Origin of the sequence: Lysinibacillus sp. NPDC059133, from assembly GCF_042755925.1 — a bacterium.
Classification (GTDB): Bacteria; Bacillota; Bacilli; order Bacillales_A; family Planococcaceae; genus Lysinibacillus.
This window is the reverse complement of the sequence record NZ_JBHZDH010000024.1, coordinates 25603-52038: the sequence shown is the minus strand read 5'-3', so window position 1 is coordinate 52038 and position 26436 is coordinate 25603. Positions and strand designations below refer to the sequence as shown.

Sequence of the window (26436 nt, the reverse complement as noted above, 5' to 3'; positions counted from 1 at the left end):
ATAGATAAAATAAACCAAAATCTAACCATGTAATTGCAAAGGGGGATTTTACTATGCCTTGATAAATGATGTGAATAAATTCACATAAAAAAAGCATGTCTCACATTTGGTGAGACACGCGTTTTTTGTATTAATGACCGACACCAGGTACGTGAATGAATGTTGTATAGTACGTGAAGCCAGCAAAGAATACAGTTAAATATGCTCCGAAAATGTACATGTACATACGTTCTGAAAGGTTCAAGAAGCCTAATAATAAGAATAAACCTGTATTACCTACGAATAATAGCGATACTTCGTTCATACCACCAAGGTAGAACATGACTGCAAAAATACCTGTCCAGAATGCCATAACTTTATACATATTATCCATGAAGATTTCCCCTCCTTTTGCCCACGACACAATAATCTCTTACTCATTATAAATGATATGAAAGGTATCTGTAAACTGGAACTTCCTCTTCTTTGTGACAAACAATTGGATTTTAAAAGTTAGTTATCGATTTCTGTCACGTTTATTTCATATTTACATAAATCGCAATTATGTATCATGCTATCAATTTGTACAAAATCATTGCTCGAAAATAACGCATCTACCTGACCTTTTAAATAAGATTCATGTAAAGAACAAACAATTTCTGAATGAGTAGAAAGCTGCTCCTGGAATGGACAATTAAAAATGGAGAACGTCACTCTTTTAACGTGCTCTGTTTGTTGTACTTGCGGGATATAGCCAATTAATGCTGCATTGTCAGTTAATAGCTGAAGCTTTCGTTCGAATGAAAGGGTATTAATTAATTGTAACTCAGCATTGACATAATTCTTCATTTGCTGATAACCGTCTTGGTAACTTATGTCCTGGCATCTTTCCAGTGCAGATGGTCCGAACTCTTGAATTAATTGGATTGACCATTTTAATAGTCGATCCTCATCACGTCTCGGGAACGTTAATGAAACACCTTTATCTGAGGCCTTATAAATACGACCAGGTCTGCCACCTTTCCCAGTTTTAGCAAAATCAGCTGTGATGATATTGATTTCTGATAGCTTTGTTAAGTGTAGACGTGCAACGTTTGGATGTATGCCGAATTTATCAGCGATGTTTTGAACCGTTACAGTTTTCTTCTCTTGCAGGATGTACTCATAAATAGAGTATCTAGTTTCATCGGCTAATGTACTAGTAATTTTTAATGGATGGATCATTTGCTTCACCTCTATGTAATATTTGAATGTTATTTCTTTTACCAAGTGTTAGGAAAAAAACCATGTTGTTTCTATTATATTGTATTATTGAAAAAGATACAGTTCCTTTAGGCATAAATATTAACTTTTTCATAAGATACTGTTCATTTTTAGTGGAAATTTGCACGTTAATCATATTTTTATAGCAATAAACATGTTTGATAGGAAAATTTATAGCAAATTTTTATTTTAAGAAAAGGGCTTTTCTCGTGACTGCTTCCTTTCTTTACTAGGAAATAACGAATAGAGCAGATATATTCGAATGAACTAGAAGAGGGATTATAATATACAGAATTTTGAAATAAATAAGCAACTTTTACTATTTTTCTAAGTCTTGAATAGGATATTGTAATATATTTGAATTAAGGGGGAGATGAGTATAGATATGAATATTAAAGATGAAAACAATGATTATATTCCAGAAGCTGCAAGATGTACGCTAGCTTTTGTACTCGCTACTTTATTAATTTTGGGGATTTTTGCTTTTAAAGCCGGAAAATATCGGGTTTGGTTTTCAGTGATGGTTGATAATTGAAATAGTTTTTATTTAGAGTCTACAAGGTCCTTTAATTAGGTGCCTTGTATTTTTTTGTGTAAAAATCCGGTAATTCAACATTCTTATACTCTCCATATCCATCATTGTCGATAGAGATAAATCGTCATGTCATTTTATTTGCGGTCACTGTACAGACTAATCGATTAAGTGTATTAATTATTGCAATGAATGAAACGAGCGAGCGGTAAGCAGGTTTTACATGTATTGGAATGTTAATAATCATTTGATTGAGTTATATCTATTGATAAAACTAACAATTGCATTACTACTTTACTCCTTAAACTTAAAAATAGTTAGCTCAACTCCTCTCGTTAAATAAAATAGTTGCAATGTATTTTGCAATGTGTAAAATGTGTATAAAGTATATATATATTGTGTTGTATTGAGAGGTTTAACTTCTTTCAGCGGTTGTCTAAACACACCCGCTGAAATAGAGGAACTAAGTCTAAGAACGTCACGTCCTGTGGCATTACCGAAATGACCGACATCGTGTCGGCCCTCGTGTTGTTGGCACTGCGCTTGCGCACAAAAAACATTTGTTGCTGCCGCTACGTTAGCACTGCGCTTTCGCACAAAAAACATTTGCTGGCCTAAGTACAAAGCCGATTCCGGACGCAATTATGCCGAGGCATAATTGATTATTATTTTCTCAATCAACAAATGAAGAAGAGGGATTAACATGCAAATCATTATTTCGAATAGTTCAAAGGAACCGATCTATGAACAAATTACAAATCAAATTAAGTCATTGATTTTAACAGGTGACCTCTTGGAAGGGACAGCATTACCCTCTATGCGCCAATTAGCAAAGGATTTACAGATTAGTGTGATCACAACTAAGCGTGCTTATGAAGAATTAGAGAAGGTAGGTTTTATTTATTCCATTGTAGGTAAGGGCTCTTTTGTTGCGGAGCAAAATTTAGAGGTAATCAAAGAGAAAAAGCTAAAAGTCATTGAGGAGCAGTTGAGCGCAGTCATCAAAAATAGCAGAGAAATAGGAATGTCACTCAATGAATTACAAGAATTATTGAGCATTTTAAATGAGGAGTGAAGCAATGGAAAATGTTATTGAAATGAATCAATTTCATAAATCACTTTTTTCAAGAGCTTAGACTGCTCCTTTGAAGAAAATTTACGTTTTTAAAAATTATGCTGCTTGAGTTTGTACTTGTAATAAAGCATTTAGACGATCCACTGCTAATTTGCAGGCATTATAAATAAACGTCACCAGGTTGAAATGAAGTTTCGCTTTTCTTCCTGTTTTGTGACGGACGTTGTTTAACTGAAAATACTGCTTTAAGTATGCATTTACACGTTCAACGGCTGTGCGCTCTTTATACAGTTGTTTCCAAAGTTCAGAGTCACGTGCTGGATACGTGAATTTTCGTATATCCGTGTCACATTTGATTTTGAAAACCTCCTGACAGAGGGAATCATTACGTAATGGACAGGTTGCACATTCCTTTGGTCTTGTGAATTTTAGTGTGCGGTACTTTTCATCGAAGCTGTCGTAACGGTAGCTATGTTCACGTACACATGTCGGTCTGAAATTCTCATCAAATTCAAGATATTCGCCTTCATTACGGACATTATAGGGAATGACTGCACGCATTTGATACTTATGTAGCTGACGGTAAATTGGTTCATAATCATACCCTGCATCAAATATAGCGGTCGTGAAATGTTCAGGAAATTGGTTCTCTACTTTCTTTAAAAGAGGAATCGCGGCTTTACTATCTGACAAATTGGCAGATGTCATGAGGCGTCCAACGATATATTGCCCCTTTGTTGTCACGGCGAGATGACCTTTAAAGCCAAACCAAAACGTATTTTTGCCGTCACTGTTCTTTTTGATGCCCCAATTCGGTTCGATGGGCACATCTTGCCACAGTGTCTCTAGTGGTGTATCAAGTTGATGCCTAATTTCCTTTTCATAAGTCGACTGATTGGCTTCGATTTCTGCTTGTTTCGTAAGCCAATCCTCGCGTTCTTCTTTCGATTTTCGTCCGCGTTTTTTGGGCGGTGCAGGCTCTTTTTTCTCAGAAGGCTTCGCTGCATCGCGTGATTCGAAATGTGTGGCATCGATTGCGAGGTGCTCATCACAAAGAAAGCCTTCAATAAAAGCTGTTTCAATCAATGTATCTTGCATGTAATCGAGGACATCTGATTGACTAATCACATCGATCATACGCGAATAAGACGCTTCAGAAGGCACAACATCTGAAACAAGAAAACCACAATCTAAGCGGAATAAAGGATCATTGACCAAGCGTTTGATTAAATCCTTGATCGTTGGAATACGCTCGACAATACGAATAATCAGTGATTGGATCATCGCACCATAGTTTAGTTCACGTGGGGCACCACGTAATGTTCTTTTTAAAAATAACTGAAAAATAGGTTGTACGTCAAAAGTGGCAAAAATCGTATCAAAACGACGGGAACTTTCCATTTCCAACAATTCTTGGATGTCAAATAGGCTCATTTGTTTTACAATAGTCATAGGGCATTCACCTCATTCAGTATGTTAGTTTCGTCGCTACCATTATACCGAATTTGGGGAGGTGCCCGTTTTTTATTGTTTCAGAACCCCTGATGCTAAAGGGATTAGAATTATGAAATTAACTCAAATAAGTAATATAAGCAAAAAATTTAAAGGTTTTTCTATTGAAAATCTTGACTTACAGGTGAAGAAAGGGTACATAACAGGATTTGTCGGGGCAAATGGTGCCGGAAAATCGACAACAATAAAAATGATAATGAATTTATTGAAGCCAGATACTGGGAAAGTTAAAGTTTTTGGGTTGGACTACAAAATACATGAAAAAGTAATTAAAGAGCGTATTGGGTTTGTATATGATGGAAATGTATTTTTTGAAGGGTTGAACTTAAAGTAAGGCTAATTGTTGGTCCAGCCTATAGAAGCTGGGATGATGCACTGTTTTATCAATATGTAGAAAAATTCAATTTACCATTAAATAGGCATCCCCCCTCTTCTTTTTCCGTCAAGTGAATTTCATATAAATACGTAATGAGGTAAGGGTAATTCAATTTGAAAACTAAAAAAAGTTTTTATAAGAAAAAAAAACGATGGATGATTCCAGTTTATATTATTGTCATTCCTATATTGCTTATATTTATAATTGGTCAGTTTACACCTGTACTTAATACCTTTATAATCAAGCAGCTTTTTGAAGCTGATTCTTTTGCATCCCCTAAGGATATTGAAACAATAAAAAGGCAAGTCCATGTTGAAAAAGATATTATTTACGATAAACATGGAGTTGAGAATAGTCTTTTAGATATTTATTATCCGAAAAATATTAAGGGAGAACTCCCTGTTATCATGTGGATACATGGCGGTGCATTTGTATCAGGTAGTAAGGAACAAACGCAAGAATATGGAATGGCATTAGCCAATGAAGGATATGTTGTAGCAAATATAAACTATGCTATTGCACCGGGACAAAAATATCCGGGGCCAATCATACAAACTAACCAAGCTCTTAAATATATACAGGACAATGTTTCGAAATATGGCGGCAATATGAATCATTTATTTATTGGCGGTGATTCAGCAGGGGCTCAAATTGCCAGTCAAACTATTGCGATAATAACTAATGAAGCTCTAGCAAAATCAATGGATATTCAACCTACTGTTGATAAAAAACAGTTAAAAGGTGCTCTTTTATTCTGTGGAGTTTATAACATGGATAAAATAGGTGCTCAGTCATCTCCAATAATAAAAAAAGGTATCCAGTCAGTATTTTGGGCATATACAGGAAAAAAAGATTTCAAGTCCTTCTCTAGACTAGATGAGATGTCTACAGTTAAACATGTAACACCTAATTACCCACCTACCTTTTTGACAGTTGGAGATACAGATCCACTAGCCCCACAATCAACAGAGCTTATAGATGTTCTCAAAATGAATGGTGTAGAAGTAGAAAGTGTTTTATTTGACGGAACAAATACTGACCTAGGTCATGAGTATCAATTTGATTTTACTACTACACACGCTGAACAAACACTAGGGAAAACGATTGCCTTCTTGAAAAAACATAGTGGGAAATAGACCAATAAACATAGTATTTCTATCCCCGAATAAAAGTTCACTTACCAATTATTTCTTATTTTTAATAATTTGAATCAATATCCTAACCTAAAACCGATTTCCATATAGGTAATCGGTTTTTTCTTTTTAGAAAATAACTTTTCCTTAAAACCTTATTTTTTAAATCATCTACTGAACTTTCCCTTAAAATTTTTTAAAAGACCCTTTTATTTATAATTCTCTTCATTTTTGCCAAACTAAATAAAATATGTATTGATATTTAAGGTGGAGAGAAATGAATAGGACAATTAAGGGCTTTTTTATATTAACCGTAACACTCCCTCTTCTATCTGGATGTTGGGATGAGATAGAACCCCAAAGAATGTACTATGTTAATGGGGTCGGGGTGGATTTTAAAGACAATCAATATGAAGTTTATCTACAATTAATTAACTTTAAAGACATAGCAAAATCTGAAACACCTTATGCTCGTGAAGCACCTGCAGAGATTGGATATGCTAAAGGGGAAACTATGGAAGAAGCTATTTATGAATTATATCGCTCCATTGATCAAGAAGTATTTTGGGGACATATGACCTATCTGATATTTACAGAAGAGGCTTTAAAACACGAGGAAGTTATTTCAGTTTTCGATACTTTTTCGCGATTTAGAGAAACAAGATATCAGATAAATGTTCACTTTACTCAAGACTCTCTAGAAGAAATTCTTTTGATAACACCTATTTTAAATAAACCATTAATTGATTCTAAATTAAGTCATCCATTAAACATCCGGAAATTAGAAGTATTTACAGAACCCGTTAGCTTAAGGAATCTTGTTATTGGTTTAAATGAACCTAGTCATGAAGTTAGTTTACCTTTGGTTTCGATTGATGAAAATTGGGAGACAACAAAAGAGCACCCTTCAAAAGAGACTACAATTAAGGGGATAGGAATACTTTCAAAAGATGGATTTAGGGGGGTAATTAAAGGTGATACCGCAAGAGGTGTTAACTGGATGCAGAATAAAAAGAATAGAGGAGACTTAACCTTTAAATTAGACAGTAATAAAAGTTTAACAGTAGATATTGAAAAAAAATATTTTGATGTTAAACCAATTATTAAAGGCAATCAAGTACAGTTTAAGGTTGATATTAAAGTCGATGTTATACTTAATGGTTTCAAAAGTAAGGCAACAGAAAATGAAATACGTAAGGAAGTTATTAAGAAAGTTAAAGAGGAAATAAAGGCAACCTACGAAGCAGGATTGAAGTTAGACGTTGATATTTATCGTTTATCCGAATACCTTTATCGAAACAACGTAAAAGCATGGAAAGCATTGGAGAATAACGGGAAAATCCCCTTGACTAAAGAATCAATTAAAAAAATAAATGTTCAAGTTGATAAAATAAAATCAGGTAGAAAAACATTTGAAACAACAATTAAAGAATAAATACAAAATGACCAGGCTCACAAAAAAATGTGATTACCTAGTCATTTGTATATAAGACTATCACTTATTTATAGTTGATAACCCTTTTTGGTTAAATTTTCGTACTTATCCAATACATCTGAGATAAACGTTCAACTGTTATGGTTAAAAAGTTGCTTATTTCTAATTTAATCCCATCTCCCGTTAGATAGGACAGACCCTCTTCCTCTTCATACGGATGATATGCCAAAATGTTTCCATCAACCTTTTGAATGGGGGAACTTTCGATCTTCCTCTTCTGGTGGTGTTGACCACAAAATATGCAATTCAATGTCCGAATTTTCATCCTGTAAGTTTCTTGAAATCGATCCTGCCAGGATTATAGCTTCAATTTTCGGGTTTTGCAAATAGACTTCTGCCATATCTTTTGGGGGCAGGTTTTAGTATGGTTTTGGAGACAGTCGGAATAGGATTAATAGGTTTCATTAAAGACGTAATTTAGTTTGAACATTGACTTTTTAGTATATTCTTTCAATTAATACCTTTGGTGTACCCAACGCCTACAAAGGAATCTTTTTAAAAAGACATTTAACAATAACTTTGAAATCACAAGATTATTTTGATGGAAAATCCCTCTATTTACGTTTTGCATCTTACACCGAAAGCTGTTGACATTGCCACTTGACGTATAAATTACATTTATTGATTTTTCAGTTAACACTTTCTTTTTATTCTTTACTTGTTCAAAATTCATGAAATTTTTTTGTGAGTTACTTTTTAAATGTCCTTTATGTAAAAAGACAATAAAGTTATTTAAAAACCTAAAAAACATGTATAACCCCGTTCTAATTTTAGGACGGGGTTAAAATATAGTAGTTTAATTTTCAATATAAGATACTTCACTAATAACAATAAAGTCGTTTTAAATCTAAGGTTTATTCAAAAATAGTGCTTGATTGTTGAAAATCAAGCGCTATTCTATTTAAGGTTCTTGAAGCTAGGCAGTCCTTTTTGAGTTATAGTCACCCATTTGCTTAACAAATCTTGATAAAGCTTAAAGAATACCACCAGGAGAGCAGTGAATTTTCTACATCAATTTTGAAATAAACATTGTTGCAATGCCAAAGTAAATAAGTAAGGATAGTATATCATTTAGTGTTGTAATTAATGGACCCGAGGCCACTGCCGGATCGATGTTGAATTTATATAATATTAGTGGGATAATGGTCCCGGCTAAAGTCCCAATAATTAGAGTCACAACTAATGAACTACCAACAACTAAACCTAAAATCGGATTTCCCTGCCAAATATAGGCTATAATCGAGATTAATATTCCACAGGTAATGCCAATAATCAATCCAACTTTAAGTTCCCTAATAATAAGTTTAAAAACTACTCTTTTATTTGTATCTGTAGTGATTAGACCTCTTACAACAACAGCTAACGATTGAGTGCCTGTATTTCCAGTCATCCCAGCAATCATCGGCATAAAGAAGGCAAGTGCAACAACTTTGGATAATGTTTCCTCAAAACCACTAATAATGGTCCCTGAAACTAATCCGATAAATAAAAGTAAAATAAGCCAGGGAAGTCGGCGATATGCAGCCACGAGTGCCTTCGTGTCAAAATCAATGGCTTTACCAGATGCCGAAAGTTTTTCAATATCTTCATTTGCTTCCTTGATCACAACGTCAATAATATCGTCAACTGTTACAATTCCTACTAATTCATTATTTTTTTCTACAACAGGAATTGATAAAAAATCATAACGTTCTATTGCACGAGCAACTTCTTCCTGATCCGTTTCAGCAGAAACGGAGATTACTCTGCTATACATAATATCCTGAATTTTTTCAAATTCATTACTTATGATTAAATCCCGATAGGATACAACACCTACTAATTTTTTATCATTATCAATTACATATAAATAGTTAATCGTTTCTGAGAACTCTGCAAAAATTTTGAGTTTATCAATTGATTCTCGAATAGTAAAGTGTTGAGGAATCCACACAAAACGGTTTGTCATTATTCGTCCTGCAGTTTCAGGGGGGTAGTTCATGATATTTTGAACAATTTTTGATTCTTCTTGTTTCATACCTGAAAGAAGTTCTTCAATTTTATCAGGAGATAGGTTTTCTAATAATGAAGCTAAATCATCATTATCCATTAAATTCATTACCTGTCCTGATTTTTCAATCCCTAATTTATTAAGAACTTTTAATTGGAGTACCTTTTCAAGCTCTTGAATGAGTTCAGCGATTTGTACAGAAGTAAGAAACAATAAGAAACGTGTATGATGTTTTTCTGGTAACCCCTCAAAAATCCGTGCAATATCATAAGGTTGGAGTTCCTTTAATATTGCTTGAAATTCTTTCTGTTTCCCTTCTTTTAATGACTTGAAAATTTGAAGAGTTATTTGGTTTTCTGTCATGTTTTTAATCATTTTAACCACTCCTTAATTGAGAAACAAAAACAAAATTCCTCTCAACGATAAAGCAATAGTTAAGAAAGATAATTTAAAATTCCTCATAAATATTCTTTGTATTTAGTTCATTTTTATAACATTTCGAGTTTGGTTCTGAATAGTCATCCATTTTCCTCACCTCACAGAAAAATAAAACACCTTCATAACGAATGAAGGTGTTTACACGGTACTATAAACCTACATTGATTGCACTACAAATAAATGTAGCAAATGTGCTCCTCCATTCGTAGAGCTTTAGCACTGTGTGGCATAGGACAAAGCCAGCTACATTAAAAACCACCTTATGTCGATGGTTTCTGTTGACCCATTGGCGTCTTTCGACATTTTTGGGCAGTAGCATATCTCCTACACAGGAGCCTCACCTAACGAGGATGTTTTGTTTGAAATTTCACTCTATAAGAATATCTTTGAAAAGTCAATGTTTTTATAAATGATTTAATATTTTTACACATTAGTATCTCTGTCTTAAGTAGCTATTGAATTGGATTCATTTTTTTATGACTTTGTCTCCTATTTAAATATATACCGTCTGCTAAACACGAAAAGATTCTGTATATCACAGGATTTTTTTAGCTATCAGATGTTAGAATTGCTGATTTCTGTAACTCTGATTAAATGAAAAATAAATCAATAAGTTCCTTTGTTGGCTTACATTACACAAAAGGAACTCTTAAATCACTTACTTATTCAAACTCTTTAGAAAGTTTCAAATGAATTAAAGTGAAAATTTCTTTTTGTACTTTATTCAGATCATGTGACAAAGGAATTGTATTAACGCAAATTAAAGGAGCGGATATATCTTTTAACCCTGAAATATTCGTGATAATTAAGTCATAATTTTTGGAAACCTCTCTGAAAGTACTTAGATTTAATTCCTCAATTATAAATGGCTTAATTAAATGTCCAAATTGATATACCATTATATTTTGTATGAACTCAGTGTGTTCTATGTCTGCATCACAAAATATTCCTACATGAAGTATCGGAACTTTACTTTTTAATGCACTCAATAAGTGTCCCCAATTTATAATCAATATGTATAACGTTTCCGTAAAAAAATTCGAAGTCCATTTAAATTCCTTATGAAATTGAAATTTCGTTAGCTCCTCTTTTAAAAACAATACAAAGTATGAAAATTCATGAGAAAAACGTTCTGAAAATAAACGTCTTTTATCATTTAAAATAAAACTTCGACCATAATTCATGGTTTGCAAATTATATAATTCCAAAATTATCTTTTCTTTTTCTTTATTTTGAATGGGTATATTTAATTTGGTTGCGAGACAATGCAAAAAAGAGTCGATTTTAGGGACAATTATCCATGCTTTATTTATTTTTTGTTGAATCATTCTTTCTAATGTTTCGTAGTTGAAGGCATATTGATTATTAAGTAAAGCAGAAAAGAGCTGTTGAACAGTTTCTTTGTTAAATTCAAGATTAAAAGTGTCTTTAAACCATTCACAAAACAATGTGTTATCAAAAATGCTTAGATCTAAATGATTTGGAAAATGTTCTGGAACAATTTTCTTGTGATGATTCTTTAATCGAATCACATTTACCATTGTCCAATTTTTAATTCTAATTAAGTCTGGGAAATTAGGTTGAATATGATTTGCTTGCATTACATGGAGGAATAATTTATCCAATACTTTGATTTGTGTGTCTTCAAATGGGGTATAAGTTACACCATACTTCTCATAAAAAAAATGAACCATAATAGATCTAATATTTTGTTCGTTCCCAATTATTTTACAAGGGTTTGTTACGATTTGTATTTCATACTTATTTAAAAAAGTATTCAATTTAGCAATAATCCGTCTCATAGTGGAAGAGCTTAGAAATAACTCATTTGCTATGGTTTCAATGTCGTATTTCTCTTCAAAAAATATGCGTTCGAGGAACAAAAATTCTGGACTTAAAGATAATACCTTTTGATAAATAAAATCTGCAGAATAATGATTTGGATAGGTAAGCATAACACCATTTTGAGATGTTTGAATTTGAAAGGGTTTAAATTCTGTATTTATTAACTTAATGTCATCACGTAGAACTCTTTCAGAGCAATTGAGTGCTTGAGCTATCACACTCAAAGTAATCCATCCATCCCTTTCATATAATTTCTCTAAAAATTGTAGTTGTCTGAGTAAGTTTTTATTCAAAAGTAAGCGCACTATTGTATTCCTTCCTTAGTTAACAAAATTCATTTGGTACATTTCAAATTATTCCGATTGTGAGGTATTTTTTGAAATGAAATATTGGTTTGGGTTTGATAACATTTTTTTATATTTAAATAGTTAAAGGAGATGAATATCTTGATGAATATCTTGATAAAAGATCTTTTAAGGTTACAGGATACATATACAAAGGAACATAGTGAAAGGGTGGCTGTATATGCCACGATTTTAGCTAAAGAAACAAAACGATATGATCAAGATGCCCTTAACAAACTTTTTAATTCATGTTTACTACATGATATAGGTAAAATAGGGATTCCAAATGAAATATTAAATAAAACAACCTATCCTCTCACTCAAAAAGAATATGATGTGATAAAGACGCACCCTCAAATAGGCGTAGATTTATTAAAAATGTTTCCTTCCATCGATGTCGACTTTTCTATTATTCGTTCACACCATGAAAAGTGGAATGGTAGTGGGTATCCTGATGGTTTAAAAAGAAGCGAGATACCTTTAAGTGCAAGAATTGTCTCTATTGCAGATGCATTTGATTCAATGACTTCTACGAGGTCGTATCGAAAAGCAATAGATCCAAAAGAAGCATATAATCGAATTATTGAAAGGAAGGGAAATCAATTCGATCCCGAATTAGTAAAAACCTTCCGAAAAATATATTCTTCGTGGGTTAAAATCATGAATTTTTATATATATTTAAATGTTATGAAACAAGCTAATCTATAAAATAGTTTTTGAAAAATTAAAATTTGTTGAACCCTTAACATGCCAAACTTATATTTAGTAACAAAATCTACTTAATATGGATAATAATCCAAAGGTAGAATATACGAATAACCGAGTAGAAATGGTATTTTTTTATATAAAGGGAGTCTTTTTCGGAATTTCCAATATTCGGAATGTTGAAAATTCTACGATTCCATTCAATATCAATACACCTGTGTATAAAAAGATATCATTATTTATTGAAAATACAAGAAACTTTTTAACAATTTTCTTTTCAAATAATGAAAAGATCTTTATAACAATTGTAATTAAAAGATTCAGTTATAGAGATAAATATCCTCCTGAGAAAAAACTACCTTTAATCAGCGAGAAGAAATATTTGCATATAAAGTCATTAAAGAATTTAAAAATATTTTAGATGATATATTAGAATCCACTTATTTATTCCCTAATTTTGCATTACAAAAAGACCATTTATCTTCAACACTTCTATTTTTATACTTAAACCCTAAGAAGCAGCTCTTAATAAGTACATAGAAAAAACATCGGATAGTTATGTACCTAGTAACAAAACAATAAACATTGTTTTACAAATTAAAGCGACTCTAATCAAGTATGGTGAGGAAACTAGTATTCCAAAAGGTAATGTTGGAAATGGGGATGTAGGGAAGGTTTGAGGGGCAGCATTCTTTTTTAGTCTAAAAAGAACAAAAAACACATTTAAAAACTAATGAAGACAAAAGGAGAACTGTTTTGAAAAAAATATTTAGAAGCTTTAGGGGGAAGCTGTACACATTATTTGCTTTTACCTTACTAATTCCTGTTATAACTGTAGGGAGTTTATCGTATCTTTCAGCAAAAGATTCGATAAAAAACGAAATACTCTTTAGTGCGAATGAAAGTGTTAAAATTTTAAATACACTAATTGATGATAAGTTACGTGAAAAAATAAACGACATGACTGTTTTTAGCGAGGATCTGGACTCTTCTAAGTATGAACAGCAGGAAAAAGAAATATTAACAAATTTTCATCAATATTTGGAGAGGAATCCAGATGTATTAAGCATTTATATCGGTACAAATGAGGGAACAATGATCTCAAAACCAGAAGTACATATTGCGGATTATAATCCTTTGGAAAGAGATTGGTATAAAGAGGCTGTAGCTTTAAAGGGTGAAACTCTAATAACGAATCCTTATATGGATGCAGAAACCGGGGATATGGTCGTGACAATTGCTCGACAGGTAAAAGATCAATCTGGAGTAATGGCACTTGATATAAAATTGACAGACCTTCAAAAAATCGCAAATTCAATCAAAATAGGAAAAAATGGTTATTCTTCTATTTTTGGTGACAATAATTTGGTCATCTCACATCCTACATTAGAAGCAGGTAAGGAATTAAACGAGAGCTTCCTCGATCAAATGTACGACAGTGAATCTGGCACATATGATTATGTCTTCGACGGGGATGACCGTATTTTGTTCTTTACAACGGAGGAGTTGACAAATTGGAAAATTACTGGAACAATTTTCGCGAAGGAAATTAATCAATCAGCATCATCCATTTTATATAAAACGTTGCTTGTACTAATCGTTGCGATTGTAATCAGTTCGATTGTTTTCTTTTTTGTCATGAAGGCCATTATAAAACCGATTAGATTACTAAAGGATAGTGCAGTAACTATTAGTAAAGGTGATTTAACAGAAAAAGTGAAAGTTACTTCTCATGACGAGATTGGACAGCTAGGACAAGCCTTTAACGATATGCAAGACAGTTTAAGAATACTTATTCAAAAAATTGAACAAAATGCCGAAGAGGTAGCCTCGTCGGCAGAAGAGCTAACAGCCAATGCTAATCAAACGAGCATTGCTACAGAAAAAGTGGCCATTTCAATTCAAGATGTTGCGTCGAGCGCAGACACGCAAACGACAAGTGCGAATAAGAATGCAGAATCGTTACAAGAGCTTTCTAAGGCCATTCTTCATATTGCGGAGATCTCATCTACTGTGACCGATCTTTCACAGCATGCAACGCTACAAGCAAATGAAGGTGGACAGGCAGTCCAGGATACAAAAAATCAAATGCAGTCTATTCATGTATCGGTGACCGATTCAAACACGAAAATTCAATCATTACATGAACGCTCTCAGCAAATTACGTCCATTTTAGATGTGATTACAAGCATTGCAGATCAAACGAACTTACTTGCTCTCAATGCAGCGATTGAGGCAGCAAGAGCAGGGGAGCATGGAAAAGGATTTGCAGTTGTTGCTGATGAAGTAAGAAAGCTAGCGGAGCAGTCGCAGGAATCTGCAAAGCAAATTTTTGAACTAATCAATGGTATTCAATTAGAAACAGAACAATCTGTAAACATCATGGCAAAAGTTACAGAGGATGTTCAAAATGGACTACATGTATCGGATGAAGCCATCGCGAAATTCCAAGTGATTAAAACAAGCATGGATAAAATAACTCCTAAAATGGGAGAGGTATCTTCTGCATCTGAACAGATGTCAGCAAGTGTACAAGAGGTGACAGCTATTACGGAGGATTTGGCATTTTCAGCTAAAGGTAATGCATCTGCTTCAGAAGACGTTGCAGCGTCTACAGAGGAACAATTAGCTTCGATGGAAGAGATTAATGCTTCTGCACAAGCTCTTGCGCATATGGCAGACGTATTAAAACAGATCATTAGCCAATTTAAATATTAACAGAATCAGATATAACATTCTTTTTTACATTTTCTACTGTTTTGCATATAAATAAAAGTACCCTATAAGATAAACTTTTTAGTGTCTATCTTATAGGGTACTTTTAACTATAGGATAGACTTTTTTCAAAGTGTCTATCTTATAGGGTACAGTTTAAGTCCGAGAGGGCTCTTTTTATTTTGTTTTGTCCAAAGAAATCCTACATGATAAACTATACTTGTAACGTATCAAGAGAAATGGGGGACGACCGCCAATGAGTGCTTTAGTTAATCTGAGATCATTGAGAGATGATATGAGATCAAAAGGGGAAAATTTTGATATTTTTGATTTTAGCTATAATGGAAAAAGTTATTTTGTAATAGTGAAAGTTTTTGATCAAAAAGATAAACCAAAACACGCGCTTGTTAAATTAGTCTTTTTACGCGTTGAAGATGTAGCAGATAAATTTGAGGCGTGGGCAAATGTAAATGGGCTTGATAGAAAATCTAAAGACATTAGAAATTATTTCCACATCCCTTACCATGAAGGCGGTGTAAGTGATGCCCTTCAACGTTTATATAAAGCACTTGGCAGCAACATTCCGACTATTTTTAACAAAAAAAGAAAAGATGATAGTGATAAAAATGCCGCATTATCAAATTATGTTATATCTAGTGATCCAACAGATCCAAATAAAAAATATTGTTTTGGGGTAATGAAGACTGGTGGACGTAGTCCATTCAATGATGAAAAAACTCAATTATTAAGAAAAAATCTTTATATTGCATTAGGAGACATAAAAGAACTTAGTTTCCTTTACTCAACTGATCCAAGTAAAGAGAAAGATGATCCAACGATAATCCAAAATTACTATAGATAATGGTGGACAATTACATAGTAACTAAAATCGAGACAAACAGTGAGCAAAATAAAAGAGGCCAAAATGGTCTCTTTTTTGTGATTCAAGCTCCCTAGTCTCCGTTGCTTTTAAGGAATACTTGACGACAATCGCTGACAAACACATAACGATAAACAATACCATTAGCATTTCAATCAATGATACCAAATTTCTTGATAGTATCATTCTTGGTTATTCCTAAAATTTTCCATTAAAATTTTTTACACAAATTTTAGATATCCAATATATACAAACTTATAGTATGCATCAAAGGGAGCATATCTCGATGAAGTTTGAGAGTTCATCAAAGAGATACATTATTAAAAAGAATATTTTTACAGAATTATATGAACGCCCTTTTCCGAAAGGGATTGAGTTTATGTCTGTATCGAGTTCAATTTACACGATTATGTACAACTATAATGGAAACGTCATGATGCCAGGGACTGTTTATTTTAAAACGCCTCAAGGTATTAAAAGGTTGTGATTACATTAGGACGAGGGAGATCGAGGGTTGAATGAATCTGGTTATTCATTTGTAGAAACGATTTTATCAGTAGTCATTGTCATGTTAGTATGCACGACATTAATACCGATTAGCTATATCTATGCTATTTTATGGGGAATTACCACGGCTATTTATCAGCGAAAAATATTCTAAATGTTTAGTAATGAAACGCTAAAGAATCTAATAAGGGATTGTAAAACTTTTATGAAAATTAAAGATATTATCGAAAAAAAGATACTATTTTATTAATGAGCCTTAAAGAAAAATATTTTTTATCAATGATAAATGGTGAAAAAAAGTATGAATATAGAAAAAAAGTACAGAAAAGAAAAAACTAAAGCCTTTTTATCTTTCTAAAACCAGATAAAGTATTTGTGCTTTTATTGAGTTAGGTGAACCAATTTTCGGAAGTTCAGCATATATTTCAGATATCGCGGATAAATACGTACAACGAATGGCCAACTATCTGAGACTTTTTTCGGATAGTTGGCTATTTTGCGCATGTAGCTTCGTTTCTAACCTGTTTTGATATTTTTTTAAGTTTATGTTCTTATTTAGTGGAAATTAGCAAGCTATCCACATTTTTATCGCAAAAAAAAAAAGTTTGGCAGGAAATTTTATAGCAAATTTTTAATTTAAGAAAAGGGCTTTTCTTGCGACAGGTTCCTATCTATACTAGGAACTAACGAATAGAGCGGTCATATTCGAATAAACCAGAAGAGGGGTGCGAATATGCAGAATTTTGAAACGGTTGTTGAACGAAAATGTGAGCAACTTTTACTAAAAGCCTATCATTTCGGTGCATCAGATTTATTATTAGTTCCAGAAAGCGTGCGATATCGTATTTATTTTCGCAAATATGATAAGCTCCTCCAAGCAGGTGAGTTACCAAACGATCTTGCGGAACGAATGATTTCCTTTTATAAATTTTCAGCGGCATTAGATATTAGCGAGCGGCGAAAACCCCAAAGCGGCTCCTTCCAAAAAGCTATGGAACAAGATCAATATGCCTTTCGTGTCTCGACACTTCCCTCCGTATTTTTAAAAGAAAGCCTAATTATCCGTCTACTTCTACAAAATCATGCATTCCCACTTACTTCCTTATCTTATTCTAAATATGCTGCGAACATGTTGATGGAACTAGTGAAACATCAACAGGGACTTTTATGTTTCACAGGTGCAACAGGCTCTGGTAAGTCCACATCCTTGTATTCTCTTATCCATTTTTGTTCGACAGAGCTAAATCGTCATGTCATTTCTTTAGAAGACCCTGTAGAAAATAACCAGGCTAATCTTTTGCAGATTCAAGTAAACGAACGAGCTGGCGTTACATATGCTGCAGGTTTAAAGGCTATTTTACGCCACTCACCTGACGTTATTATGATTGGGGAAATACGTGATAAAGAGACTGCAAAAATCGCAATTGAGGCTTCTTTAACAGGTCATTTAGTGGTCTCGACCATTCATGCCAAGGATTCGGTAAACTGCCTTTATCGATTTCTTGACTTGGGTGTATCAATAGAAGAACTTCGTCAAACTGTGGTAGGCATTGTTGCTCAAACACTATTCCAATCACCAAAAATACAGGAAGAACGCCGTGCTTTGTTTGAAATATTAAGTGATGTCCATCTTCAAATGGCCATCAAAGCAATTATGCAAAAAACTAGCTATGAGCTACCACATAATTTAACACTTGCAGGTCAAAAAGAAGTAATAGAGAGTCAGCACTATGCGAATACGAAAGTTTATTGAAAGCATTTTGTTGGCTTACAATAAGGCAACAAAATGGCGAGTAAGGGAGCAAGCTCATTTTTTTAGTCGATTAAGTGTGTTAATGCAGGAAGGTTATTTATTCCCGCAGGCTATTTCTATACTATTACCTCATCATATTGAAGCGCATGAAGACATACAAAAGTTAATCAATGCAAAGCTGAGACAAGGAGTCGGTGTTTCAGGAGTGTTTGAAGCATTACAACTTCCAAAACAGCATTTATTAGCCATTACAGTTGCAGAAAACAATGGACATATGATTGAGACGTTAAAAGGCGTGGCAAAGCAAATGACTTTGAGTGAAACGATGAAGAAAAAATTAATGAAGCTGCTCTTGTATCCAGTAGTACTCATTCTATTTTTGTTGCTGTTGTTTTTAGTATTTCGCACCGTATTTTTTCCTAATATAGAAAAAATGGTGACAAGTCGAACTGCCGGGGCAGAGGAGACAAGCATTGCTTTGTCAAAGGCATTATTGCATCTTCCCGATGCTTTAATGTTCGCAGGCATAGTGATGTTTTGTAGCATTTTGATTTTTTACCTTTATCTCAAACGACGTCCAATTGCTCGCCAGCTAAATATTATCTTAAAAACTCCTTTGATTCGGTTTTATATACGAATGTCTTTGACGAGACAATTTGCTGCTTATTTAGGTAGTCTGCTACAAAGTGGGTTTTCTTTACAGGCAAGTCTACAAATTTTGGAGGAGCAGCAACTTCAACCGTTTCTACAATATCTAGCGCGATGTATAAAAGATCGTGTTGTTTTTGGTGATACGCTAACACAAGCTGTTAAGTTGATGACAGTTTGGCAGAAGGATTTCTCGACATTTGTTGAACATGGAGAGCAAAGTGGTTATTTAGGAAAAGAGCTAGTACTGTACAGCGAATTATTGACGGAAAAGCAAGAGCAACTACTGCATAAAATCCTTGCTTTTGTGCAGCCTACCTTCTTTATCATTATTGCGATGTGCATAGTTGCTGCATATGTAAGTTTATTATGGCCAATATATCACATGATTGAACTAGTATAGGAGGATAATAATGAAACGTATAAAGCAGCAAGCGGGTTTTACATTGATAGAAATGTTAATTGTTCTTCTGATTATTTCCATATTAATATTAATTACAATCCCCAATGTTACAAAACATTTTGCTACTGTCGATGAGAAGGGCTGTAAAGCCTATGTGTCCATGGTGCAAGGGCAGGTAGAGGCGTATCGAGTAGATTTTATGGCTTATCCAACAATTCAAGATTTGGTAGAGAAAGGCTATTTGAAGAAGAATGAAACGACCTGCCCTAATAAAGAAGAGATTATGATAACTAAGGATGGGGAGGTACGATTGGCGAAAACTTCTACCGATACTGGTTCTAGTAACTGATGGATGTTATTAAAAGTGAGCGTGGCTATACGTTTGTTGAAATGTTAATGGTATTGTTTATCGTGATGTGTTTGTCAGCGATTGTCGTCAAGTATTCGTTAAAAGCAGCGGAGACTAGGGAGCTTGAGCAATTTTTTACGCAAATTCAATTAGATATCCAATATATCCAAACTTATAGTATGCATCAAAGGGAATATATATCGATGAAGTTTGAGAGTTCATCAAAGAGATACATTATTAAAAAGGATATTTTTACAGAATTATATGAACGCCCTTTTCCGAAAGGGGTTGAGTTTATGCCTGCATCGAGTTCAATTTACACGATTATATACAACTATAATGGAAACGTCATGACGCCAGGGACTGTTTATTTTAAAACGCCTCAAGGCAATAAAAAGGTTGTGATTACATTAGGACGAGGGAGATCGAGGGTTGAATGAATCTGGTTATTCATTTGTGGAAACAATATTATCAGTAGTCATTGTCATGTTATTATGCACGACATTAATACCAATTAGCTATACGATGAAAACGACTCTTTATAACAAGAAGTTGGAAGTTATTGCAGCTGAAACGGCCTATGAAGGCTTAAAGCAATATCGCTATCTACAGCAAACGGAAGGCACTAAAACAATTGAAAATATAGAATTTCAGTGGTCTTTGAATGGACAAGGGATATGCGTAAGCTTTCAAAATACCCGAGAATTACGTAAAAAATGTATACAACTGACAGGTGAAGTCGATGAATGAGCGAGGCTATACATTATTAGAAGCGTTATTTCAATTAGTTGTTTTTGTGTTTATTGCCCATCTTGTTGTGTTCATCATGCTTTGGTTTGCAGAAATGAAAATAACGGTGTTATCTGATGAGCAATCAAAGTGGGAGCTTTTTGTTTATGATTTGAATATGTATGTAAATGATGTTTCATCATTTACGATTCGGAAAGATCAAAAGAGAATAACCTTCCAGGCAGCAGATACTATTCATCATATTGATTGTTATAGCAATATTATTCGTGATCAAGTAAATGGTGGTCATGTACCAATGCTAATTGGTATTAATAAATGCCAGTTCCAATATGAAAAAGATATGTTAACAGTAGCTGTTGAACTTCCAAGTGGTATCAAAAAGGAGCGAACTTTCTATGTTCCAGTTATTGAAAAATGACAGAGGGGCTATTTTTTTAATCGCAATTGCATTATTATTTTTTGTAACTACTTTTGTTCTTACGTATTGTACGTCTTATGAGATTCAGTTTCGAACATACGATGGCCTAGAAAAGCTGAATGTTCGAGCTACGGTAAATTTATTAGGACAAATTTTGTCAGACAGTGTAGAATCGTAGTTATAAGAAGGTGATTCGAATGCGAAAAATATATTTAGTGGGCTTTATGGGCTGCGGGAAAAGTGCGTTAGGAAGGCGTTTAAGTTATTTGTTAAAGATGCCATATTATGATATGGATCATGAGATTGTTAGGCAGCAGGGTATGACAATTCCACAGATATTTGAAAAATATGGAGAAGCACGTTTTCGAGAAATAGAAACAGAATTTTTGAAAAATTTCCGAGACGAAGCTTGTATTATTTCAACTGGTGGTGGAGTTGCAATCAATGCTGAAAATCGAAAAATAATGAGGCGCAGTGGACTCGTGTTTTTTTTAGATGCGACATTCGAAGATATTTACAAACGAATACAGCATGATCCGAACAGACCGATTGTACAGAGCTCGACGAAAGAGGAGTTAGAGCAGCTGTATCATTACAGAAGAAAGTTCTATCGTGAAGTAGGGCATATACAAGTGTTAACAGAGGGGAGAACAATCCGTCAAATTCTTGAGTATTTAGCATTCCAAGTCAAAAGGCTAAAAGGCGAACTATGATACATTAGATTTATTAAAATGTTCGTGTTTTAATATAAATTAAAAAATGATTGCCTTTTCAATGCAATTAATGTTAGGATATAGACAAATAAGTTACTTAATGTTCATTGAATACTAAATAGTACCAAGTTGAAACTTGGGCGGATGACTGTACGGGGAGAGCACGTGTAGACGTCACCGAAGGAGCAAGTAACAAAAAGTTATGAATCTCTCAGGTAAAAGGACTCGTATAAGACGCAACTCTGGAGAGAGCTGTAGTACAACAGCCACCAAAGGGGAAAGCCGGCTGATTGGCATTGTAGGTATGCGAGCCAGTCTGGTGTAACTTTCAGGTGCAAGGACAGAGAATCCCGAAAAGGGGTTCGTCTGTCTTTTTTTATGTCTAAATGTTTTACCTAATGTTGTTAGTTCCTCTTTTTGATGAACAAACAGGGAAAGCATGACTGTACAAATAAAAAAACAGACGAACTACTATCAGTAAAAATGTAACGAACAATAAGGGAGCAAAAACAATGACGAACGAATTACAACGTACACCTCTATTTGAAGAATATGCAACACATGGCGGAAAAACAATTGACTTCGGTGGATGGGAATTACCAGTGCAATTCTCTTCTATTAAAGAAGAGCATGATGCAGTACGTAATCGTGCTGGCTTATTTGATGTATCACATATGGGGGAGATTTTAGTAACTGGACCTAATTCACTAGAGTTTTTACAAAATCTTTTGACAAATGATATTTCCAAAATTGCAGTAGGTCAAGCGCAATATAATGCAATGTGCTATGAAGATGGTGGTGTTGTCGATGATTTATTAACGTATAAATTAGCAGACAATCATTATTTACTATGCGTGAACGCGTCAAATATTGAAAAAGATTATGAGTGGATGATGGAAAATCAACATCAATATGATGTGACGATCGACAACCAATCAGAGGCTTATGCACAAATTGCCCTTCAAGGTCCATTAGCAGAAGAAGTTCTTCAAACATTAACAGATACTGATTTACAAACGATTAAATATTTCCGTTTCCAAGCAGATGTTGAAGTTGCTGGTCATAAAGCGTTAGTATCTCGTAGCGGTTACACAGGAGAAGATGGTTTTGAACTATACGGCTCTCCAGAAGATATTAAAGCATTATGGAGTAAAATCTTAGAGGCTGGAAAAGACAAAGGTGTAGTTCCTGCAGGTTTAGGCTGCCGAGATACACTTCGTTTTGAAGCAGGTCTTCCATTATACGGGCAAGAGCTATCAGCGACAATTTCACCTCTTGAGGCTGGTATTGGTTTTGCTGTGAAGTTAAATAAAGAGGATTTTAATGGTCATGATGCATTAGTGGCACAAAAAGAAAATGGGCTGTCACGTAAAATTGTTGGCATTGAAATGATTGATAAAGGAATTCCTCGTCATGGCTATAAAGTGTTGAAGGATGGTCAGGAAATCGGTGAAGTGACAACAGGTACACAGCTTCCTTCTTCTAAACGTAATGTTGGTCACGCATTAATTGACAGCCAATTCGCAACTATCGGAACTGAATTGGAAATCGAAATCCGTGGTAAGCACTTAAAGGTAGTAACAGTTGAAACACCGTTTTACAAACGTTCAAAATAATATTTGAAAAGAGGGACCTACATTTATGAAACATCGTTATTTACCTATGACGGAGCAAGATAAACAAGAAATGTTAGACGTAATCGGTGTATCCTCAGTTGATGAGTTATTTGGGGATATTCCAGAAAAAGTACGTTTTAAAGGCCTATATGATATTAAAGAAGCGAAATCTGAATCAGCTTTATTAAAAGAATTAACGGCAATGGCTGCGAAAAATAAAGATACAAATGCTAACGTATCGTTTTTAGGTGCAGGCGTATACAACCACTATAAACCGGTTATCGTGGACCATGTTATTTCTCGTTCAGAGTTTTACACAGCGTATACTCCATACCAACCAGAAATTTCACAAGGGGAATTACAAGCAATTTTTGAATTCCAAACGATGATTGCAGAGCTTACAGGTATGGATCTTGCAAACTCTTCTATGTACGATGGAGGAACAGCATTAGCTGAAGCGGGTATGCTTGCAGCTGGACATACACGTCGTAAGAAAATTTTAGTATCTGAAACGGTTCATCCTGAGTATCGTGATGTCGTTGCTACATATGCATATGGTCAATCCATTGAAATTGTTACTGTTCCACAAAAAGATGGTGTGACAGATGTAGAAGCTTTAAAGGAATTAATGGATGACAATACGGCAGCTGTTATTGCACAATATCCAAACTTCTTTGGTCAAATAGAGGACTTACAAGTAATCGGTGATATTGCGCATGAGGCAAAAAGTTTATTTGTTGTCTCTTCAAACCCACTTGCACTAGGGATTTTAACACCACCTGGTAAGCTAGGGGCTGATATTTGTGTAGGGGATGCACAGGTCTTCGGTATTTCTGAAGCATTCGGTGGTCCACACTGTGGCTTCTTTGCCGTAACAACGAAGCTCATGCGTAAAGTTCCAGGCCGTCTTGTTGGTGAAACAGTAGATGGTGAAGGTCGTCGTGGTTATGTTTTAACATTACAAGCACGTGAACAACATATCCGTCGTGATAAAGCAACGTCTAATATTTGTTCGAACCAAGCACTTCTTGCACTTGCTGCTTCTGTAGCAATGACTGCTCTAGGTAAACAGGGCGTTCGTGAAATGGCAACGCAAAATATCGCGAAAACTCGCTATGCTAAAAATGCCTTTGAAGCGGCGGGCTTCACAGTAGCATTCCAAGGTGCTCACTTTAACGAAATCGTTGTGAAGACAAATAAATGTGTGAAAGAAATTAATAAAAGCTTAATTGATAAAGGGATCATCGGTGGATATCCTTTAGGTCAAACATATGACTCTCTTAAAAATCATGTGCTAATCGCAGTAACAGAATTACGCACGAAGGAAGAAATTGATGCACTTGTTGCGGAAATGGGGGCTCTTAATGCATAACGAAAATCAATCACTCATTTTTGAAATTTCCAAAGAAGGTCGCGTAGGCTACAACTTAGAAGCACTTGATGTACCAGAGGTTGATCTTGTAGATTTACTACCTGCAAACTTAGTACGCGCGGAATCAGCGGAGTTACCAGAGGTATCTGAGCTTGATATTATGCGTCATTATACAGCACTTTCTCGTCGAAACCACGGTGTAGACTCTGGCTTCTACCCTCTTGGTTCTTGTACGATGAAATATAATCCTAAAATTAACGAGGCTGTTGCACGAATTTCTGGTTTTGCCAATGTTCACCCATTACAGGATGAATCAACAGTTCAAGGCGCTATGGAGCTTCTTTACGATCTACAAACTTCATTAGTTGAAATTACAGGTATGGATGAAGTGACATTACAACCAGCGGCAGGTGCTCATGGTGAATGGACAGCATTAATGATGATTCGTGCCTTCCATGAAGCAAACGGTGAAGGCCATCGTAATAAAGTTATCGTTCCTGACTCTGCTCACGGTACAAACCCAGCATCGGCAACTGTTGCAGGCTTTGAAACTATCACTGTTAAATCAGATGATAATGGTTTAGTAGATATTGAAGATTTGCGCAAAGTAGTTGGTTCTGATACAGCTGCATTAATGCTAACAAATCCAAATACACTTGGTCTATTTGAAGAAAACATTATCGAAATGGCAGAGCTTATTCACTCTGTTGGCGGTAAAGTATACTATGACGGTGCAAACTTAAACGCAGTTATGAGTAAAGCACGTCCTGGTGATATGGGCTTTGACTGCGTACACTTAAATTTACACAAAACATTTACAGGTCCTCACGGTGGCGGTGGCCCGGGTTCAGGTCCAGTAGGAGTAAAAGCAGATTTAATACCATTCCTTCCAAAACCAGTTTTAGTAAGAACAGAAGAAGGAACATATCACTTCGATTACGAGCGTCCACAATCAATCGGACGTGTTAAACCTTACTATGGTAACTTTGGTATCAACGTACGTGCATACACTTATATCCGTACAATGGGTCCAGATGGCTTAAAAGCTGTAACAGAATACGCTGTACTAAACGCAAACTATATGATGCGTCGCCTAGAGTCATTCTACGATCTACCATATAACCGTCATTGTAAGCATGAATTTGTATTATCAGGTCGTCGTCAAAAGAAACTTGGCGTTCGTACTTTAGACATTGCAAAACGTCTGTTAGACTTTGGCTACCATCCACCAACAACTTACTTCCCATTAAATGTGGAAGAGGCATTAATGATTGAGCCAACAGAAACAGAATCTAAAGAAACATTAGATGCATTCTGCGATGTGATGATTCAAATTGCAAAAGAAACAGAAGAAAACCCATCAATCGTACAAGAAGCACCACATACAACAGTCGTAACTCGTCTAGACGAAACACGTGCTGCTCGTACACCTGTGCTTCGCTATCAAAAAGCATAATTCACTGTATAAGGCGTCCAATGAGTATTTTCGTACTTGTTGGACGCTTTTTTTATTCTTTTTTTGAAAGACATTAGCAATGTGACGGAAAGAAAACAGAGCAACGGAAGGAAGAGCCGAAGCGACGGAAAGAGAGGTCCAAGCGACGGAAAGAAAGTCGAAAGCGACG

Annotated in this window: 25 protein-coding genes, 2 pseudogenes and 2 riboswitches; of the genes and pseudogenes, 21 read left to right on the top strand and 6 right to left on the bottom strand. The window is 34.7% G+C overall.

Annotated elements, in window-relative coordinates:
- Positions 1 to 130: 130 nt before the first annotated feature.
- Positions 131 to 373: a DUF2626 family protein gene (locus ACFXN8_RS14165; protein WP_376074512.1), complete on the bottom strand. Its 243-nt coding sequence runs from the start codon at positions 371 to 373 to the stop codon at positions 131 to 133.
- Positions 374 to 492: 119 nt separating this feature from the next.
- The gene (locus ACFXN8_RS14160) at positions 493 to 1203 is read right to left on the bottom strand and encodes a helix-turn-helix transcriptional regulator (protein ID WP_386845925.1); all 711 of its coding nucleotides are present in this window, start codon (positions 1201 to 1203) and stop codon (positions 493 to 495) included.
- A gap of 424 nt (positions 1204 to 1627) precedes the next feature.
- Here ACFXN8_RS14160 and ACFXN8_RS14155 point away from each other — a divergent pair, with 424 nt between their 5' ends.
- A complete protein-coding gene (locus ACFXN8_RS14155) occupies positions 1628 to 1777 on the top strand; it encodes a hypothetical protein (protein ID WP_386845923.1) in 150 nt (49 codons plus the stop codon).
- A gap of 700 nt (positions 1778 to 2477) precedes the next feature.
- Positions 2478 to 2849: a GntR family transcriptional regulator gene (locus ACFXN8_RS14150; protein WP_386845921.1), complete on the top strand. Its 372-nt coding sequence runs from the start codon at positions 2478 to 2480 to the stop codon at positions 2847 to 2849.
- A 96-nt stretch (positions 2850 to 2945) separates the two neighbouring features.
- Here the strand turns inward: ACFXN8_RS14150 and ACFXN8_RS14145 are convergent, their stop codons facing one another.
- Positions 2946 to 4301 (bottom strand): transposase, encoded by a 1356-nt coding sequence (locus ACFXN8_RS14145; RefSeq protein WP_386845919.1) that lies wholly within the window; start codon positions 4299 to 4301, stop codon positions 2946 to 2948.
- Between the two features lie 112 nt (positions 4302 to 4413).
- Here ACFXN8_RS14145 and ACFXN8_RS14140 point away from each other — a divergent pair.
- The 3 genes and pseudogenes from ACFXN8_RS14140 to ACFXN8_RS14130 form a co-directional block, all read left to right on the top strand.
- Positions 4414 to 4781: pseudogene (locus ACFXN8_RS14140) on the top strand (ATP-binding cassette domain-containing protein); the annotation flags it as partial.
- 69 nt (positions 4782 to 4850) lie between these two features.
- Positions 4851 to 5873, top strand: coding sequence for an alpha/beta hydrolase (locus ACFXN8_RS14135; protein ID WP_386845917.1), 1023 nt, complete (start codon positions 4851 to 4853; stop codon positions 5871 to 5873).
- A 274-nt stretch (positions 5874 to 6147) separates the two neighbouring features.
- Positions 6148 to 7305 carry a Ger(x)C family spore germination protein gene (locus ACFXN8_RS14130; RefSeq protein ID WP_386845915.1) on the top strand — a complete coding sequence of 386 codons (1158 nt, stop codon included), beginning with the start codon at positions 6148 to 6150 and terminating at the stop codon, positions 7303 to 7305.
- A 98-nt stretch (positions 7306 to 7403) separates the two neighbouring features.
- Here ACFXN8_RS14130 and ACFXN8_RS14125 read toward each other — a convergent pair.
- The 3 genes and pseudogenes from ACFXN8_RS14125 to ACFXN8_RS14115 all read right to left on the bottom strand — a co-directional run.
- Positions 7404 to 7706: pseudogene (locus ACFXN8_RS14125) on the bottom strand (nucleotidyltransferase domain-containing protein); the annotation flags it as partial.
- 665 nt (positions 7707 to 8371) lie between these two features.
- On the bottom strand, positions 8372 to 9730 hold the full coding sequence (mgtE, locus tag ACFXN8_RS14120) for a magnesium transporter (RefSeq protein ID WP_386845913.1): 1359 nt from the start codon (positions 9728 to 9730) through the stop codon (positions 8372 to 8374).
- 253 nt (positions 9731 to 9983) lie between these two features.
- A riboswitch (M-box (ykoK) riboswitch) is annotated at positions 9984 to 10149 on the bottom strand.
- 306 nt (positions 10150 to 10455) lie between these two features.
- A complete protein-coding gene (locus ACFXN8_RS14115) occupies positions 10456 to 11943 on the bottom strand; it encodes an AcpB/EbpR/MafR family transcriptional regulator (RefSeq protein WP_386845911.1) in 1488 nt (495 codons plus the stop codon).
- Positions 11944 to 12087: 144 nt separating this feature from the next.
- Between ACFXN8_RS14115 and ACFXN8_RS14110 the strand changes: the two genes are divergently transcribed.
- The 16 genes from ACFXN8_RS14110 to gcvPB all read left to right on the top strand — a co-directional run bounded on the left by ACFXN8_RS14110 (position 12088) and on the right by gcvPB (position 26267).
- Complete coding sequence (locus ACFXN8_RS14110) at positions 12088 to 12690, top strand: HD-GYP domain-containing protein (protein WP_386845944.1); 603 nt, start codon at positions 12088 to 12090, stop codon at positions 12688 to 12690.
- A gap of 753 nt (positions 12691 to 13443) precedes the next feature.
- A complete protein-coding gene (locus ACFXN8_RS14105) occupies positions 13444 to 15405 on the top strand; it encodes a HAMP domain-containing methyl-accepting chemotaxis protein (RefSeq protein WP_386845909.1) in 1962 nt (653 codons plus the stop codon).
- A 253-nt stretch (positions 15406 to 15658) separates the two neighbouring features.
- Positions 15659 to 16264, top strand: coding sequence for a DUF6037 family protein (locus ACFXN8_RS14100; protein ID WP_376075856.1), 606 nt, complete (start codon positions 15659 to 15661; stop codon positions 16262 to 16264).
- 304 nt (positions 16265 to 16568) lie between these two features.
- Positions 16569 to 16769, top strand: coding sequence for a hypothetical protein (locus ACFXN8_RS14095; protein WP_386845907.1), 201 nt, complete (start codon positions 16569 to 16571; stop codon positions 16767 to 16769).
- A 27-nt stretch (positions 16770 to 16796) separates the two neighbouring features.
- A complete protein-coding gene (locus tag ACFXN8_RS14090; RefSeq protein ID WP_376075853.1) occupies positions 16797 to 16943 on the top strand; it encodes a hypothetical protein in 147 nt (48 codons plus the stop codon).
- 579 nt (positions 16944 to 17522) lie between these two features.
- Positions 17523 to 18542, top strand: a complete 1020-nt coding sequence (gene comGA, locus ACFXN8_RS14085; protein ID WP_386845905.1) for a competence type IV pilus ATPase ComGA — start codon at positions 17523 to 17525, stop codon at positions 18540 to 18542.
- A complete protein-coding gene (gene comGB, locus ACFXN8_RS14080; protein ID WP_386845903.1) occupies positions 18520 to 19593 on the top strand; it encodes a competence type IV pilus assembly protein ComGB in 1074 nt (357 codons plus the stop codon). Before comGA ends, comGB begins: the two co-directional genes overlap by 23 nt.
- A gap of 10 nt (positions 19594 to 19603) precedes the next feature.
- Complete coding sequence (comGC, locus tag ACFXN8_RS14075; protein WP_376075847.1) at positions 19604 to 19942, top strand: competence type IV pilus major pilin ComGC; 339 nt, start codon at positions 19604 to 19606, stop codon at positions 19940 to 19942.
- Positions 19942 to 20382, top strand: a complete 441-nt coding sequence (comGD, locus tag ACFXN8_RS14070; RefSeq protein WP_386845901.1) for a competence type IV pilus minor pilin ComGD — start codon at positions 19942 to 19944, stop codon at positions 20380 to 20382. Before comGC ends, comGD begins: the two co-directional genes overlap by 1 nt.
- Positions 20375 to 20692: a hypothetical protein gene (locus ACFXN8_RS14065; RefSeq protein ID WP_376075843.1), complete on the top strand. Its 318-nt coding sequence runs from the start codon at positions 20375 to 20377 to the stop codon at positions 20690 to 20692. The genes comGD and ACFXN8_RS14065 overlap by 8 nt, the downstream gene beginning before the upstream one ends.
- A complete protein-coding gene (comGF, locus tag ACFXN8_RS14060) occupies positions 20685 to 21110 on the top strand; it encodes a competence type IV pilus minor pilin ComGF (protein ID WP_376075842.1) in 426 nt (141 codons plus the stop codon). Before ACFXN8_RS14065 ends, comGF begins: the two co-directional genes overlap by 8 nt.
- On the top strand, positions 21088 to 21288 hold the full coding sequence (locus ACFXN8_RS14055) for a hypothetical protein (RefSeq protein ID WP_376075840.1): 201 nt from the start codon (positions 21088 to 21090) through the stop codon (positions 21286 to 21288). The genes comGF and ACFXN8_RS14055 overlap by 23 nt, the downstream gene beginning before the upstream one ends.
- Before the next feature lie 19 nt (positions 21289 to 21307).
- The gene (locus ACFXN8_RS14050) at positions 21308 to 21823 is read left to right on the top strand and encodes a shikimate kinase (protein ID WP_376075839.1); all 516 of its coding nucleotides are present in this window, start codon (positions 21308 to 21310) and stop codon (positions 21821 to 21823) included.
- Between the two features lie 144 nt (positions 21824 to 21967).
- A riboswitch (glycine riboswitch) is annotated at positions 21968 to 22060 on the top strand.
- A gap of 275 nt (positions 22061 to 22335) precedes the next feature.
- On the top strand, positions 22336 to 23439 hold the full coding sequence (gene gcvT, locus ACFXN8_RS14045) for a glycine cleavage system aminomethyltransferase GcvT (protein WP_386845898.1): 1104 nt from the start codon (positions 22336 to 22338) through the stop codon (positions 23437 to 23439).
- A 25-nt stretch (positions 23440 to 23464) separates the two neighbouring features.
- Complete coding sequence (gene gcvPA, locus ACFXN8_RS14040; RefSeq protein WP_386845896.1) at positions 23465 to 24811, top strand: aminomethyl-transferring glycine dehydrogenase subunit GcvPA; 1347 nt, start codon at positions 23465 to 23467, stop codon at positions 24809 to 24811.
- Positions 24804 to 26267, top strand: coding sequence for an aminomethyl-transferring glycine dehydrogenase subunit GcvPB (gene gcvPB / locus ACFXN8_RS14035; protein ID WP_386845894.1), 1464 nt, complete (start codon positions 24804 to 24806; stop codon positions 26265 to 26267). Before gcvPA ends, gcvPB begins: the two co-directional genes overlap by 8 nt.
- Positions 26268 to 26436: the final 169 nt, after the last annotated feature.